This window comes from Novosphingobium sp. MD-1, from assembly GCF_001014975.1.
Classification (GTDB): domain Bacteria; phylum Pseudomonadota; class Alphaproteobacteria; order Sphingomonadales; family Sphingomonadaceae; genus Novosphingobium.
The window spans coordinates 23,257-37,673 of sequence record NZ_BBXA01000029.1; the positions used below are offsets into that span (position 1 = coordinate 23,257).

Annotated in this window: 11 protein-coding genes; 7 read left to right on the forward strand and 4 right to left on the reverse strand. The window is 64.0% G+C overall.

Annotated features, from left to right (window positions below):
- Positions 1 to 20: 20 nt before the first annotated feature.
- The 3 genes from NMD1_RS11655 to NMD1_RS11665 all read right to left on the reverse strand — a co-directional run bounded on the left by NMD1_RS11655 (position 21) and on the right by NMD1_RS11665 (position 6,276).
- Positions 21 to 1,691, reverse strand: coding sequence for an amidohydrolase (locus tag NMD1_RS11655; RefSeq protein WP_233497562.1), 1,671 nt, complete (start codon positions 1,689 to 1,691; stop codon positions 21 to 23).
- A gap of 158 nt (positions 1,692 to 1,849) precedes the next feature.
- Positions 1,850 to 4,918: a TonB-dependent receptor gene (locus NMD1_RS11660; protein ID WP_125954882.1), complete on the reverse strand. Its 3,069-nt coding sequence runs from the start codon at positions 4,916 to 4,918 to the stop codon at positions 1,850 to 1,852.
- A 221-nt stretch (positions 4,919 to 5,139) separates the two neighbouring features.
- Positions 5,140 to 6,276 carry an AraC family transcriptional regulator gene (locus tag NMD1_RS11665; protein ID WP_158453947.1) on the reverse strand — a complete coding sequence of 379 codons (1,137 nt, stop codon included), beginning with the start codon at positions 6,274 to 6,276 and terminating at the stop codon, positions 5,140 to 5,142.
- On the opposite strand from NMD1_RS11665, the gene NMD1_RS11670 reads away from it, so the two are divergent.
- From NMD1_RS11670 to nhaA, 7 genes are read left to right on the forward strand one after another with little or no spacing between them, the layout of a single operon-like run.
- Positions 6,275 to 7,057, forward strand: coding sequence for an enoyl-CoA hydratase/isomerase family protein (locus NMD1_RS11670; protein WP_125954884.1), 783 nt, complete (start codon positions 6,275 to 6,277; stop codon positions 7,055 to 7,057). The two genes, NMD1_RS11665 and NMD1_RS11670, sit on opposite strands and share 2 nt — an antisense overlap.
- 11 nt (positions 7,058 to 7,068) lie before the next feature.
- Positions 7,069 to 8,310 (forward strand): thiolase family protein, encoded by a 1,242-nt coding sequence (locus tag NMD1_RS11675; RefSeq protein ID WP_125954885.1) that lies wholly within the window; start codon positions 7,069 to 7,071, stop codon positions 8,308 to 8,310.
- Positions 8,310 to 9,473, forward strand: a complete 1,164-nt coding sequence (locus tag NMD1_RS11680; RefSeq protein ID WP_233497564.1) for an acyl-CoA dehydrogenase family protein — start codon at positions 8,310 to 8,312, stop codon at positions 9,471 to 9,473. The genes NMD1_RS11675 and NMD1_RS11680 overlap by 1 nt, the downstream gene beginning before the upstream one ends.
- A 19-nt stretch (positions 9,474 to 9,492) precedes the next feature.
- A complete protein-coding gene (locus tag NMD1_RS11685) occupies positions 9,493 to 10,266 on the forward strand; it encodes an SDR family NAD(P)-dependent oxidoreductase (RefSeq protein ID WP_125954886.1) in 774 nt (257 codons plus the stop codon).
- Between the two features lie 3 nt (positions 10,267 to 10,269).
- Complete coding sequence (locus NMD1_RS11690) at positions 10,270 to 11,847, forward strand: class I adenylate-forming enzyme family protein (protein WP_125954887.1); 1,578 nt, start codon at positions 10,270 to 10,272, stop codon at positions 11,845 to 11,847.
- 30 nt (positions 11,848 to 11,877) lie between these two features.
- Positions 11,878 to 12,285, forward strand: a complete 408-nt coding sequence (locus NMD1_RS11695; RefSeq protein ID WP_375600801.1) for a transposase — start codon at positions 11,878 to 11,880, stop codon at positions 12,283 to 12,285.
- Positions 12,282 to 13,541: a Na+/H+ antiporter NhaA gene (gene nhaA / locus NMD1_RS11700; RefSeq protein ID WP_125954888.1), complete on the forward strand. Its 1,260-nt coding sequence runs from the start codon at positions 12,282 to 12,284 to the stop codon at positions 13,539 to 13,541. The genes NMD1_RS11695 and nhaA overlap by 4 nt, the downstream gene beginning before the upstream one ends.
- Positions 13,542 to 13,550: 9 nt before the next feature.
- Here nhaA and NMD1_RS11705 read toward each other — a convergent pair whose 3' ends face one another.
- Positions 13,551 to 14,408, reverse strand: coding sequence for a Rossmann-like and DUF2520 domain-containing protein (locus NMD1_RS11705; RefSeq protein ID WP_125954889.1), 858 nt, complete (start codon positions 14,406 to 14,408; stop codon positions 13,551 to 13,553).
- Positions 14,409 to 14,417 lie beyond the last annotated feature (9 nt).

Here is a 14,417-nt window from a genome sequence, read left to right on the forward strand (position 1 = left end):
TGGTCAAGCGCCAAGATAAGTCAACTACCAAAGACGAGCCCGCCTTCCTTCACCGTCGCCAGCACATGCAAACGAAGAAGGTCTTCGGGCGAAATCGTCAGCGGATCCCCGTCGAGTATGACCAGATCCGCCAGCTTGCCCGGCTCGAGCGTGCCTTTCAGCTTCTCTTCGTGAATTTCATACGCTGCATTCGATGTAACCTCCTGCAGCGCTTCGTAGACAGACACCCGCTCCTGAGGCCCTAGAATATCGTTGGAACGGGTGCGGCGCGTGGCGGCCGACCAGATCAGCCGAAGCATGTCGGGCATGACCACCGGAGCGTCATTGTGGATCGTCGGGCGCAGACCGACATCGAAGGCATCGCGCTGCGGGGAAATCCGGTCGGCCCGGTCTGGCCCCAGTGTAACCTCGCGGTGCCAGTCACCCCAGTAGTAGGTATGGCTGGCGAAGAACGACGGCTCGATGTCCAGTCGCTTCATGGCCTGCAACTGATCGAGGCGTGCCGTCTGCGAATGGATCGCGATGGTACGCTTCAGCTTCGGGCCATCCTCGCTGTCGACCGCGCGCACGCCATCGATCAGCTGTTGTATCGCGGCGTCGCCGTTGACGTGGACAAAGACCTGCCGGTCATGTGCGGCCGCGGTGCGAAGCAAGGCCTTCAGCTGATCGTCCGGGATCTGCCGATACCCCGCGTAATCCGCCGCACGGCCTGGCGGTACGATATGATAGGGGTGGCTTAGCCAGGCCGTCCTGCCCTGGGGGGAACCGTCGAGGACGATCTTTATCCCGGCGGCCCTGAGATGCCCCGCATAAGGCGCGTTGAAAGGCACCTGATCGATGCCGGCGAAAGGCGCGGTCACCAATGGCAGGGCATGAACGTCAAGGAACAGTCCGCCCTGGTCCGCTATTGCCTGAAGCATAGCCCATGCATCGGGCGTGGTGGCGCCGTCCTGCGCTGTGGTTAGGCCGTTGCGGGCATAGATGTCCTGCGCCGCCTTCATGGCAGCGGCCTGCTGCTCCGGCGAAGGGCGGGGCAAGGTGTACATCACCTTGAACAGCGCGCCCTCCTCGATCACTCCGGACGCGGTTGCGCCATCGGCCTCCAACTGGACCACGCCACCTGGCTCAACCTTCCCGGGGTGTAGCAGCCCCGACATTTCCAAAGCCTTGGTGTTGAGCGCCGCAAGATGCCCGGAAGCGTGCACCGCAATGATCGGCCGATCAGCCGAAACGGCGTCAAGTTCCTGCCTTGTGGGATGGCGCCGTTCGGCAAGTTGCGCATCATCATACCCTGCCGCCACGAGCCAGCCATTGGGATGGGACTGTGCGTAGCTGCGCAGAGCTGTCTGCAGGTCCGCCAGGGTGGAGACGGCGCCGACCGGCGGCGGGGAGAGATGCGCCACCCCGAGCCACCTTGCCACCTCCGTAATGTGGCCATGCGCATCGATGAAGCCCGGCAGGACGGTACGCCCCTTCAGGTCGATGCGCCTGGTCTTTCTGGTCCCGGTCGCTTCCACTTCGGTATTCGTGCCGACTGCCGCGATCTTGCCATCGCGCACCGCCAGGGCCTGCACCCGGGCATTCGGCTGCGTCATGGTGATGATGTTGCCGTTGACGAAGATGATATCCGCCTCGATCCGCGTGCCGGCCGAAACCGGCCCGGCGGAAACCAGAGACGCCGCCAGGGCCAACCGGATGGCCCGGGACGGAGCTTCGGTCAGCCATCGCGCGATATTGCAGGTTCCAGCCCCGCGATTGCCTGATCCCAGCATCTCTCTCCGCCCTCCTCCGGTCAACTTCGCGCCGGATGTTTCAGCCGTCCCCGGCCCCGAAGGGCCGGAGCGCATCTTCAGAACCGCACCCCCGCAGTCAAGCCATAGCGCCTCGGTTCAAGGGTGAAGATGTTGGTCACCAATCCTTGCGACTGATCGCCGATGCCAAATCCGGTGATTGCGCTGCTGTTGGCAAGGTTCTGGACCCAGCCGCGCAAGTACCAGCGATCCTCGGGGCCATTGACCTGCACCTGCGCATTGATCTGGCTGTATCCGGCGACCCGGTTTATCGGGCCGTTGAAGATGTTGCCGTAGCTATCCCCGATATAGATCAGATCGGCGCGGGGCACGATGCTCAGGCCGCTGCCAAGGCCGATTTCGTATTGCACCCCGACGTTCCATTTGAAGTTGGGAGCCAGCGGCAATTGCTTTCCGCGGACGTTCTGCGCCAACCCCACGTTGGTGACTGAAAACGGCAAGGCTCCGGTCGGAGTGGAAAGCAGCGCGCGCAACGGTGCGCTGGGGTTGGCGATGGTCGCGGCAAGGCTGGAACAGAGGCTGAAGGCGCCGGTTGCGCTCACCCCGCTGCCCACTGGAAAGGCGCTCGGTCCGGCAAGCCCGACCGCGCTGTTCACCAGCGATACCAGTTGGCGGGCGCCAGCACCGTTCCCGGCCGTCGTGGGCGTCACGACGCAATTATAAGCCGCGCTGATATCCTTGATGATGACCGCATCATCGCGTCCGGCGGCGGGATCTCGCGGATTCTGGATGAACAGATCGCCTGTCACCCGCGTGTGCAGGTAGCTGAACCCCAGATTGATCGACAAAGACCGGGTCGGACGAACAACGGCCTCGGCTTCCAGTCCATAAATGTCGGCATCAACGTTGTCGTTGACCGCCGTGCGGTTGATCGTCCGGGAAAGCTGCATTCCCTTGTACTGGTAATAGAACAGGGATGCGTTGAGCGACAGGGCGCCATTTGCGAAGCGGTTCTTGGTCCCGATCTCGAAGGCGTTTAGATATTCGGGGTTGAATGTCGTGGACGCCCCGAGGCCCTGCGCCAGCGGTGGATTGATCCCGCCCGACTTGTAGCCCCGCGAATAGGACGCATAGATCATGGAGTCCTGGGTTATTCGATAATCGAAGACTGCCCGGCCGGTCATCGCGCTGAAAGTCGCGCGCTTGACGGCGTAGCTTTCGCACCCGTTGACCGAACCATAGGCGCCCGCGATGGCCGCGCCGCTCGGCGAACAGGATGTCGAGGGATCGGCATCGAAGCCCGCAGCATAGGGCGAACCGAATGCGTCGGCGGTGCCGTAGGGCACCAGGAAGTTCAGAAGCTGGTTGCGGGCGCGATTTTCCTTTTGGTCGTGATTGTAGCGCAGTCCCAGCGTCACTTTCAGGCGATCGTTCGGCGTCCAGTAGGCTTCGCCGAACAGGCCATAGCTCTTGAGCCGGAAATCGGGAGTGTAGTTGTCGTACATTGTCGGGCCGAGATAGCTTGGCGGCGTCGGCGTACCCGTCAGCGTGCGGCCCAGCGACGTGAGGGCGCCCAGAACAGCGCCGGCATAGTCCAGTTCAAAGGCGTTCACGTTGTAGTGGAAATCGGAGAGCCTGTTGTCGAGATAGGTAGCGCCGAGCAGGAAATTGAAGGGGGAATCGAATTTGCTGGTAAGCAGAAGCTCGGCAGACCAGGTCTTTGTCCGCAGCGAGGAACGGTCCGTCGTCACGGGGCTATCGCCGCACACCCGGTTCCCGCCGAACACCCCGGTATTGGAGGCAGTCGGAACCGAGGAACACAGCACCCCGGTCGGGCCGTTCGGCATGAGCGCCGCCGCCGCCGGTGCGAAATAGGCGGCGGAACCGGGAATGCCGGGAATGCCCGAGGTCGCATAGTTTTGCAGCGTGGCAAGGGCGCTGGCATAGGCGGAGCGGTTGACTACGGCCTGGCCCCAGTCCTGCGCCGAAGCCACCGCGCTCTCGCTGTACATTCCGGTCAGATCGAGTTTGATCTTGCCGAAGTCATGATGCAGCGAACCCTGGATCTGCGTTTCATGCGTTTGATATTGCGGATCGAACGACGTGTTAATGATCCGGGGATCGGACGGCTTGACCTGTCCTGAAAGCACGTCCGGGCCGGCAAGATTGGTAAGCCCCAGGGCACCGAAGGCCGCGCCCAGAACGGCGCCACCTTGGGCGCGGAACAGTTGCTGGGACGGCAGGGTGCCAAGCAGCAACCCGTTGGCGTTGACGTATTCGCTGCCACGGCTGTCGGGAAGGCAGCCCAGAACCCCGGTGGGATCGCGATGGCACAGCTGCTTCTGGCTGCGCATCCGATGGTCCTTTTCATTGAAATAGGACCCCATCAGGTCGATCGTGGTGTCCGGACCAACCTCCCAGCGGAGCGAGCCGCGCAGGCCGTACATGTCGCGATCGTCGATGCGATGGTTGTTCGCGAGGTTGAGCGTGTATCCATCGCGCTTGAGATAGAACCCGGCAAGGCGGACCGCGATCGAGTTCCCGATCGGCACGTTCAGCATGCCCTTCGTCTTGACCCCGTTGTAATTGCCGTATTCGCCTTCGGCACTTGCGGCGAACTTGCCGATCTGCGGCCGCGCGGTGATGAAATTGACAACGCCCGAGGTCGCGTTGCGCCCGAACAGGGTGCCTTGCGGGCCACGCAGAACCTCGATCCGCTCCATGTCGTAGAACTCGGTCTCGAACAGGCGGGTATTGGGTGTCGGCGATCCGTTGATGTGAATCCCGGTTGCTTGATCGCAGGTGGCGCCCACGCAGAGATCACCCACGCCGCGAATGGTGAAGCTGGAACTGGTGAAGCTGGTCTTCGTGAACGTCACGTTCGGCAGGGTCAGCATCAGGTCGCTGGTGTTCTTGATCTGCTGCCGTTCGAGCGCTTGCGCATTGAACGCGGAAACCGCGATCGGGATGACCTGAAGCGATTGTGCCTGGCGCTGCGCCGTTACGATGATTTCGCCGGTCGGCACCGCGTCGGCCCCGGCAACATCGGTATCCGAAGCCGCACCGGACGGCGCGACGGAGGGCACGGCGCTTCGGGCGGTCGCGGCGCCGGAAAAGGCAAGCAGGGCTGTGCCCGATAGCAGGCTGATGACTTGAGCTCTGGTCATTATATCCTCCCCGTTTGGCAACGAGGCCCGCCCCGGTGGATTTGAGCGCAACGCCCCAAACCCTCGCCAGGCGAGCCATGTGTCGGGGCTTTCTTGGAGCGATTATCGCGCTTTCGCCTGTCCGCGCCGCCTAATCACCGGTCATTTGCGGTTGATCCTCAATGCGCCGGAACGGGTGAGGTCAGGACGCACGCCGGTGCGGGAGCGCCGGTTGTCGCCGGTCAATGCCGATAGGCGCTCGGGGTCTTGCCCTTCCACCGCTTGAACGCGCGCGTGAAATTGCTGGCATCCGTGAAGCCCAGAAGGAACGCGATCTCCGTGATCGAGAGTTCATTCTGCTGGAGGTATCCCAGGGCCAGTTCGGAGCGGGTTTCGTCCAGCAGTTCGTGAAAGCTGGTGCCGCGATCGGACAGGCGCAATTGCAGCGCGGTCTGGCTAAGCCCCAGTTCGCGCGCAATCCGGGCACGGGTGCAGTGCCCGCTGCTCAGTTGCTCGACAATCGCTGCGCGCGTGCGGGCAACGATGTCCGTACGATTCAGTTTCGCCAGACATTCATTGGCGATCCTGTCATTGAACTGGGCGAGGTCTGGGCAAGAGCCTGCCAGCAATTCATCGACGATCGCGGCATCGAATTCGACCATGCCTTCCGCACACCCGAATGCCGGCAAGGCTCCGAATGCTTCCAGATAGGGTTGCGGCCCCCCGGCAGGGCAGGCGCGCATCAGGCAGACCCGGCCAGGTGCCAGCGGCTTGCCCAATAGCAAGCGCATGAAGCGGAACATGAAGGCCAGGAATGCGTCCTCGGTTTCACCACACAGGTTGGTGCGACGATTGAAATGCAGGATCACCCGGTCTTGCACCCTTTCCACGCGCAGCACCGCCGCTTGGGAAACGATCGCGAAGTACCGCTCCAGCCGGAGACAGAATTCCCACAGCGTGCGGCTTGCCATCAGGGCGTAGCCGAGCGCGTGAATGTTGGAAGCGTGAATGTAGCGGGCGACGCTGAGCCCGAAATAGGGATCACCGGTCGTTTCCACGCACACCATGAACAGGCGCGTCACCTGTTCGCTCGTCAGACGTTCTAGCGGATCGTTTCTGTCTGCCGTCGCGATGCCGGCGCGCGCGAAAACCGGTTCGCTGGCCACACCTCCGCTTTCGAGCGCACGGGCTATCGCGCCGGTGTAGCCGGCGATGACGGAAGGCATCGAACTGGAATGCAGCACGGTAGTCGACATGACGACCAAGCTTAGCGTCGCCAAGATCAAACGCAAATGACCGACAATTGGGCGGGGCGGACAGGCGCGGTTTTCAGGTTCGCGGCAAGGAAAGGGCAGATCCCAGAACCGGAACCCACGCATGATCGAATCCGAACTCCTCGTCGAAACCCACGGCCCCGTGACGCGGCTTGTCATGAACCGGCCGCAGGCGATGAACGCGCTCAATCTGGCGATGCTCGATCGCTTCAGGGCGGAGCTTCCCCGGTTGGCGGAAGATGCTTCCTGCCGTGTTCTCATCCTGACAGGAATGGGGGGCGCTTTCTGCGCCGGCGCCGATCTCAAGCAAGCACTGGGCGGGCCGCCCGCCCCGGGCGAAGCGGATTTTCTAGATCGCGCCCGCGAGGTGCTTGATCTGCTGGCCGCGTTTCCCAAGCCGCTGATTGCCGCGCTGAACGGGGTGACCATGGCCGGCGGGCTCGAACTGGCCATGTGTGCCGATATCATGCTCGCGGCCGAAAGCGCGCAGATCGGCGATGCCCATGCCAATTTCGGAGTCTATCCCGGCGGCGGCGGCGCGGCGGTGCTGCCACGCCTGGTGCCGCTCAATACCGCGATGTACCTGCTGTTCACGGGCAAGACCCTGCCAGCCGCCGATTTCAAGGCACTTGGGCTGGTCAGCGAAGTCCATCCCGAAGGCGAGCTTGGTGAAGCCGCACTCAGGTTGGGCGCCGCGATCGCGCTGAAAAGCCCGATCGCGCTTCGGCGGATGAAGGAAGTGGCGCGGGCGAGCGCCGACAAGTCGCGCGCCGATGCCTTGCTGCACGAACAGGTCATGCTGCGCGCGCACCTGCGCTCCGCAGATCTGGCCGAAGGTCTGGCCGCCTTTGCCGAGAAGCGGCTCCCGCGCTTCACCGGCCGCTAAGGAGGCGCCCGATGACCCAGGTCTATATCGCCGGTGTGGGGATGACCCCCTTCGGCCGGCATCTCGACAAATCGATCCATGACCTTTCCAGCCAGGCGGTCGCGCTGGCGCTGCGCGATGCCGGGGCGACCTCCGCCGTCATCGAAGCGGTCTTTTTTTCGTCGGCCACCAACGGTGCCCTGCAAGGACAGCATTCCATTCCAGGGCCGATCGCGGCCCGTCGCGCCGGGTTGAGCGGTGTTCCGGTATTCAGCGTCGAGAATGCCTGCGCTTCAGGCTCTTCGGCCTTCAATCTTGCGGTTCAGGCGATCAAGGCGGGGGCTGCGGATGTGGCTCTGGCGCTTGGCGCGGAAAAGATGAACGTCGCCGACAAGGCCCGGATGTTCGCTGTGTTCGACAGTGGCTGGGACGTTGAAACGGTGGAGGCGAACAAGGCCACGTTGCTGGCGCTGGGCGCCGGAATGGAACCGCCGCCGGGAACGGTATCGGACAAGCCCTATAGCGTGTTCATGGATGTCTATGCGGCGTTCTGTCGCCAGCACATGCAGCGCTATGGCACCACCCAGCGCCAGATCGCCGCGGTCGCGGCCAAGAACCATCAGCATTCGGTCCACAATCCGCTCGCCCAGTTTCGCGACCCCATGTCGATCGAACAGGTCATGGCCGCACCGCCGATCACGTGGCCACTGACCCTGCCGATGTGTTCGCCGATCAGCGACGGCGCGGCCGCGGTAGTGGTATGCAGCGAAGCGGGCCTGCGCCGCCTCGAAGGCGCATCACGCCGGGCGGTGAAGGTGCTGGCCAGCGTGGTGCTGACGGGGATCGAACACCATCCCGACGATCGCGAAAGCGGCATTGGCTATCGTGCGGCCTTGCGGGCCTATGACCGCGCCGGAGTGGGGCCGGACGCCGTCGATGTCGCCGAAGTGCACGATGCGACGGCCATGGGCGAACTGCTCAACGTCGAAGCCCTGGGGCTGATTCCGTTCGGCATGGCAGGCTCCGCCGCCGAGCGCGGCGAGTTCACCCTGGGCGGCCGTGTTCCGGTCAACACTTCGGGAGGACTGGAATCGAAGGGGCATCCCATCGCGGCGACCGGATTGGGGCAAATCCACGAACTGGTCACCCAGTTGCGGGGGGAAGCGGGCGCGCGCCAGGTCGAAGGCGCGCGCATTGCCGCTCATGAAAACGGCGGCGGCCTGCTCGGTATCGAGGAGGCGGTGGTCGCCGTGAATGTGTTCGAGAAAGGCTAATGGCGGTGGGCAAGGTCATCCAGTCAGACGAGCAGGCGATGGCGGTGGACGGGCTGCGCCGATTCCTTGCCGCTGAGGTCGATCCGCTGTTCAGCAAGGACTATCGCGACCGGTTCATGCCGCGCGATGTCATGGCTGGATTGATGCGGCGATTGTCCGACTTCGGGCTGGTCAGCGGCGTCGTCAGCCCGGCAGCGGGCGGTCTGGGACTGGACTGGCTGACCTCGCTGATGCTGTTCGAGGAAGTGGCCGCCTGTTCGGTCGACCTTTCGGTGCCGGTGCTGATCAACGCGTTTGGCGCCTACCTGCTGGAACAGGTGGCCTCGCCAGAACTGCGCGAGCGTTATCTGCCGGGGCTGATCGCGGGCGACAGTTTCGTTTCCATGGGCATATCCGAACCCGGTGTCGGCTCCAACGTGATGGAAGTGCGGACGCGGGCACGACGCGATGGCGATCATTGGATTATCAGCGGCGAAAAGACCTGGATCAGCAACGGAGCCTATTCCGATTTCCTGATCTGCCTGTGCCGGACCAGCGACGATCCGCGTGACGGACTGACCCAGATCCTGATCGACCGCCGGGAGCATGGTTATGAGGTGCGCGGGATCGACAAGATCGCCTTCAACAGCCAGTCGACCGCACAGATTTTCCTCGACGACGTGCGGGTGCCGGTGGCCAACACCATCGGAGAGGAAGGCGGTGCGCTGAAGCGCACGCTTGCGCATTTCGAAAAGTCCCGCGCTTTCGTCGCCATGCAGGCGGTCGGCCTTGCCCGCCGCGCGCTGGAAGAAGCGGTGGCCTATGCCAAGGGCCGCCGACAGCACGGCAAGGTGATCGCCGGGCATCAGTTGATCGCGGCGATGCTGGCTGAAATGGCAACGCAGGCCGATGCAGCGCGGCTGCTGGTCCATCGCGCCGCACAATTGTTCGACGCGGGAGAGCGCGCCGAAATGGAAGCCGCGATGGCGAAATATTTCGCCTGCGAAGCCGCAGTCACCGTCGCTCGGCAGGCTGTGCAGATCCATGGCGGCAACGGGGTGACCAGGGACTTCCTGGTAGAGAAGCTGGCGCGCGAAGCGATCGTCTGCCCGATCCCCGAAGGCACCACCCAGATTCAGCAACTGATTATCGCCCGCGCGCTGACCGGCGTCGCGGCCTTTTGAATCCACAGGGAGTGAACGCATGCAGATTGCCGACAAAGTCGTGGTCATCACCGGCGGCGCATCGGGCCTTGGCCTTGCCACTGCGCGCTATCTGATCGCGGAAAAGGGCGCCCGGGTCGCGCTGTTCGACGTCAACGCCGAAGCCGGTACCGCCGCCGTGGCCGAACTGGGCGATAGGGCGATGTTCGTCGCGACAGACGTCACCAGCGACACCTCGGTTCGCGCCTCGGTCGCAGCGGTGGTCGATCGGTTCGGTGCAGTGCATGCCTGCATCAACTGCGCGGCGATCCTCGGCCCCAGCAAAGTGCTCGACAAAGAAGGAAAGGCCACCTCGCTTGCCCGCTTTGCCCAGATGGCGATGGTCAACCTTGTCGGCGTATTCAACGTGATGAGCCAGTGCGCCGAGGCGATGACGCGCAACGATCCCGAAAATGGGGAAGAGCGCGGCGTGGTCATCAACATCTCGTCCGGTGCGGCGTTCGAGGGGCAGATCGGCCAATGCGCCTATTCGGCGACCAAGGCCGGCGTCATTGGCCTGAATATCCCTGCTGCGCGCGAGCTTGGCGCGCAGGGAATCCGGGTCAATGCGATTGCGCCGGGTCTGTTCCTCACCCCCATGGCGGCACAGGTGGCGCCCGAAGTGCTGGCCTCGCTCAAAGCCATGACCGAGGCGCCCCGTCGGCTGGGCGATCCCGCCGAATTCGCGCATTGCTGCGCCTTCATCATCGAGAACGCCTATCTCAATGGCGAGACGATCCGGCTCGACGCCGCCTCGCGTTTGCGGGCGCGCTAGGCGATGAAGCTCAATTTCTGCCGGGTGATGCGCGCGCTTGCCCAACGCCACGGCGATGCCGAGGCGGTGGTCAATCTCGAGCGCGGACGCAGGATCAGCTTCCGCGATTTCCACCTGCTGACCAACCGCATCGCCAATGCGATCCGTGGACCATTGGGAATCGGCCTTGGCGATCGCTTCCTGTTGATTCTGGAAAATGACAATCTGGCGCTGATGCACATGGCGATGTTCCTCAAGCAGGAAGGCACGGCGGTGCTCACCAACATGCGGGATTCGCTCGAAGAGCATCGCCGCCAGATCGAATGCGTCGTGCCAAAGCTGGTGATCCTGGAAAACCGGCTGCTCGCAACGCATCTGCCGATGCTGCGCGAAGCCGGCTGCGTGGTGGTAGCCATGGATGCGGCGGCCGATCTGCCGGCCGACGTCCAGTCCCTGCCAGACCTGATCGAAATGGTATCGGACGCGGACAACGATGTTGCGCTCGAACAGAACAGCCATATCGCCATGATGCGCTTTACCGGGGGGACTACCGGCAAGGGCAAGTGCGCGATGTACACGCCGGACAATATCATGGCCTGCCGCGACAGCTTTTTCATGCATGGCGAACTGGGTTGGGATGCCGCCACGCGCGTTCTGCATGTGGCCCCCCTCTCGCACGGTTCGGCGATGCTGTACTATCCCACGCTGTTCTCGGGCGGAACCAACATCACCATGAACGCGCTCGATCTCGATGCATGGATCGACGCGGTGGAAAGCGAACGCGTGTCGCATTCCTTCCTCGTGCCTACCGCGCTTTACCGGCTGCTGGAATTGCAGAAAGCCGCCCCGCGCAATCTGGCTTCGCTACGCACCCTGATCTATGGCGCGGCGCCGATGAGCCCGGCGAAGCTTCAGGACCTGCTCGACTGCTTTGGTCCGATTTTCGTTCAGTCCTATGGCGCGACCGAGGCTGCGATGATCATCAGCCTGCTGGGTAAGGCGGACCATCGGACCGACAACGAGGCGGCGATTGCCCGTCTGGCATCGACTGGCCGGATCACGCCGGGGGTTGAGGTGTTCATCGCCGATGAGGTGGGCAACGAACTGGCAACTGGCGAGATCGGCGAAATTTACATCCGCTGTCGCGCCATTGTCCAAGGCTATTACGGCAATCCTGAGCAAACAACTGCCGAGTTTGCAGGGGATTGCTGGCGTTCGGGTGATCTTGGCCGCATCGATCAGGAAGGGTATCTCTATCTTGTCGATCGTCTGAAGGATATGATCATCAGCGGCGGCTTCAACGTCTATGCCGTGGAAGTGGAAGCCGCCCTGGCCGAACACCCGGCCGTGCTGATGAGCGCGGTGGTCGGCAGGCCGCATCCTGAATGGGGCGAGGCGGTGCATGCCGAAATAGTCCTGCGCGAAGGGAAATGTGTCGCCGAACGGGAATTGATCGACCACGTCAAAGACCGCCTTGGCAGCTACAAGGCGCCGAAGTCCCTTGCATTCGTGGATACGCTGCCCCTGTCGCCAGTAGGGAAGGTACTCCGTCGCGAGGTTCGGCAACGTTACTGGGGAAATAATGCCCGATTGATCAACTAGAGGCTGTTTTGGACTTGTGAGGAATGGTCGCTGATCGCGCCATACCTGACGCTTAAGCGAGAGGATGCGGGGCAGCGCGAGCACAGCCTTCGTGAAGTTTTCAACGGCCTGTTCTACATCGTGAAGACGGGTGCGCCATGGCGCTGGATGCCGAATGATCTGCCGCCTTGGGCAGGCCATCACCGGCGACACGGTCGATATCGCCTATGTCGATCAGGGCTATACCGGCGCACGGGCAGCCAATGCCGCAGCCGCCCATACATCAGGCTGGAAGTCATCAAGCCGCCCGAGGCAAAACGGGGCTTCGTGCTCCTGCCACGTCGCTGGGTCGTCGAGCGTTCCATCGCGGGGGCATCCGAGGGTTGCGCATGGCGGGCACCCGTCGCATGGTCGCGCTTCGCCCTGAAAGTATCTGCGGCGTTCAAGGAGTTGCCATGAAATCTGCGGGGCGTTCCCCATCGTTGCTGTTGCGTTTCCTGCAGAGCGAAGCGGCTGGTGGCGTGGTGCTGATGCTGGCGGCGGCACTGGCCATGGTGATTGCGAACGGGTCGCTGGCCGACGCCTATTTCCACCTGTTGCATGCCGAAACCGGGCCGGTGCTGAGCGACAAGCTGGGGCCGATGACCGTTCACCTGTGGATCAACGACGGGCTGATGGCGATCTTCTTCCTGTTGGTGGGGCTGGAGATCAAGCGCGAGTTCGTCGACGGGCGGCTGGTCACCTGGCAGCAGCGGCGGCTGCCGTTCCTGGCGGCGCTGGGCGGCATGGCGGTGCCGGCGGCGTTCTTCTTGCTGGTATCCGGCGGCCATCCCGATTTGCGCGCCGGCTGGGCGATCCCGGCGGCGACGGACATCGCCTTCGCCATCGGCGTGATGGCGCTGCTGGGCAGCCGGGTGCCGACGTCGCTCAAGCTGTTCCTGACCACGGTGGCGATCGTGGACGACATGGGGGCGGTGGTGATCATCGCCGTGGCCTATACCGCCAGCATATCCTGGCTGGCGCTGGCGGCGGCCGGCGGAATCTTTGCTGCGATGATGGCGCTCAACCGCTTGGGCGTGCGCCATCTTGGTGTCTATCTGGCCGGCTTTGCGGCGCTGTGGCTGGCGATCCTGATTTCGGGCGTCCACGCGACGATCGCCGGCGTTCTGGCGGCGCTGACCGTGCCGATCGTGGCGACGCCCGGCGCGCCCGATGCCGAGGATTCGCCGCTGCACCGGCTGGAACACGCGTTGCATCCGGTTTCGGCCTGGTTCGTGGTGCCGGTGTTCGGGCTGGCCAACGCCGGGATCGCATTGGGCGGAAGCGGCCTGCACGCGCTGGGCGATGCGCTGCCACTTGGCATCATCGCCGGGCTGTTCCTGGGCAAGCAGGCGGGCATCTTCTCGGCGATCTGGCTCTCGGTGAAGGCGGGCATCGCGCAGCGTCCGCGCGGGGCGACCTGGTTGCAGGTCTATGGCCTTGCCGTGTTGTGCGGCATCGGGTTCACGATGAGCCTGTTCATCGCCATGCTGGCCTTTCCCGGGGCAGCGGCGTTGATCGACGAAGCGAAGCTGGGCGTGCTGGCCGGGTCGGTGTTGTCCGGATTGCTAGGCTTCGCGATCCTGCGCCTGGCACCGCGCGCCGCCGACCAGGCCAGCGTCGAGAACGATCTGGCGCGCGAGATCGACGAGGACGGGGACGTCAAGACGCTGTGACGGTGAGTCTCAGCGGCTGAGGTCTTCCCGCAGCGCATCCTGCGCTGGCGCGCCTTGCCGTTCGAGTTCGTCCAGCGTGGCGAGCGCCATCGCGCGGTAGGCCGGCAGCACAGCGGGACAGGCGCGACGCACCGCATCGATGTGGCCGCGCACCGTATCGGCATCGCCACGCAGAAGCGGGCCTGACAGGGCGGAGAACCCACCGGTAAGGCTGTTTTCGAGCGATGCCTGAACCAGAGGGGTGAGAAGGGCGCCGGGAGTGTCCACGCCGGCCGCGCGCAAGGCAGCGGAGGCGCCCGCAATCAGCGTGACGAGGTGATTGGCCGCGTGCGACAGGGCGGCGTGGTACAGCGTCCGATGCTCCTCGGCGATCGGGACCGCGACGCCGCCCAGCATAGCGACGACTTCCCGAGCCCTGGCGTCTGCCCGTGAATCGGCCGCCGTGATCGCGAACGGCGCGCCGGCCATGCGCCGCACTTCCTGCGCGGGATCGCCGGTGAAGGTCATGGCGGGATGGATCGCGGCGGTCAGTGCGCCTTTCTCTCGCAATGGTGCCAGCAGCGCAGCGCCGCTGCGTCCGCAGACGTGAAACACGAGCGGCGCGTGGGAGCACGCACCGCCAAGCGCGAGTTCTTCGACGAGCGCAGCGATGGCATCGTCCGCCACGCAGATCGCAACCACGTCCGACCGGGCCGCCAGCACGGCGCATGTCTCGGCCGTTTCGACACCGGCGATGGCAGCGAGTTTATCGGGCGAGCGGCCCCATATCGTCACCGTGGCGTGGTGGGCAAAGCCCAGTGCCAGCGCGCGCGCCACACGGCCGGTGCCGATGATGCCGATGCGGCGGATGGAGAGCGTGCCAGCCATCCGCCCGCC

Excerpts from the sequence above, each read along its gene's own strand:
- NMD1_RS11670 (WP_125954884.1), top strand. The coding sequence starts at position 6,275 with ATGATCGAATCCGAACTCCTCGTCGAAACCCACGGCCCCGTGACGCGG.
- NMD1_RS11675 (WP_125954885.1), top strand. The coding sequence starts at position 7,069 with ATGACCCAGGTCTATATCGCCGGTGTGGGGATGACCCCCTTCGGCCGG.
- NMD1_RS11685 (WP_125954886.1), top strand. The coding sequence starts at position 9,493 with ATGCAGATTGCCGACAAAGTCGTGGTCATCACCGGCGGCGCATCGGGC.
- NMD1_RS11665 (WP_158453947.1), bottom strand. The coding sequence starts at position 6,276 with ATGCGTGGGTTCCGGTTCTGGGATCTGCCCTTTCCTTGCCGCGAACCT.
- NMD1_RS11705 (WP_125954889.1), bottom strand. The coding sequence starts at position 14,408 with ATGGCTGGCACGCTCTCCATCCGCCGCATCGGCATCATCGGCACCGGC.
- NMD1_RS11680 (WP_233497564.1), top strand. The coding sequence starts at position 8,310 with ATGGCGGTGGGCAAGGTCATCCAGTCAGACGAGCAGGCGATGGCGGTG.
- nhaA (WP_125954888.1), top strand. The coding sequence starts at position 12,282 with ATGAAATCTGCGGGGCGTTCCCCATCGTTGCTGTTGCGTTTCCTGCAG.
- NMD1_RS11690 (WP_125954887.1), top strand. The coding sequence starts at position 10,270 with ATGAAGCTCAATTTCTGCCGGGTGATGCGCGCGCTTGCCCAACGCCAC.
- NMD1_RS11660 (WP_125954882.1), bottom strand. The coding sequence starts at position 4,918 with ATGACCAGAGCTCAAGTCATCAGCCTGCTATCGGGCACAGCCCTGCTT.